Source organism: Bacillus sp. EE-W1, from assembly GCF_009760835.1.
In the GTDB taxonomy this organism is placed as follows: domain Bacteria; phylum Bacillota; class Bacilli; order Bacillales; family Bacillaceae_G; genus Bacillus_A; species Bacillus_A wiedmannii.
Genome location: NZ_WIPE01000155.1, coordinates 1 through 544, shown reverse-complemented (window position 1 = coordinate 544; position 544 = coordinate 1). Strand labels below are relative to the sequence as shown.

Below are 544 nucleotides of genomic sequence, written 5' to 3'. Positions count from 1 at the left end.
TTATTATGTAAAAGAAGATTTAGAGAAACACCGTCCTTTCGTAAAGGATGTTAAATACATTAAAGAAGGAGTAAAAGATCCTGCTAAAGTGAAAAAAAGAGCTTCTGAAAAACTACCAACAGGAGAGATTTCGAAAAATACCGATAATTTAATTTCAGCAGAGTGGAAAGATGCCTTCGGAACGCTGGAGCCCTCTTATGTGCATCCCGATCAAACAATTAAAATTGTCGATCAAAAAATATATGATAGCTTAAAAGATACAGAAGGTAGTGTATTCATTGGAAAAACAGATAATTTCTTAACATACACAAAAGAATGGGAAAAAATTGACGAGTTACAGTTAACCAAATATAAAAATCTAAAAATTGATGATATACCAAGTAAATACGCGATATATACTGGTTTTTACGGCATTTCGAGCGGGACAGTATTTATGGGCTTCTTCTTAGGAATTGCTTTCTTAGCAATGATGGCAAGCTGTTTAATGTTTAAAATTCTATCTGGTGCATCAAACGATATTACGCGTTATCAAATGCTTCGTAAA

At 32.9% G+C, this 544-nt stretch carries 1 pseudogene; it reads left to right on the top strand.

What is annotated here, in order from left to right:
- A pseudogene (locus tag GFJ36_RS28775) lies at positions 1-544 on the top strand (ABC transporter permease); the annotation flags it as partial.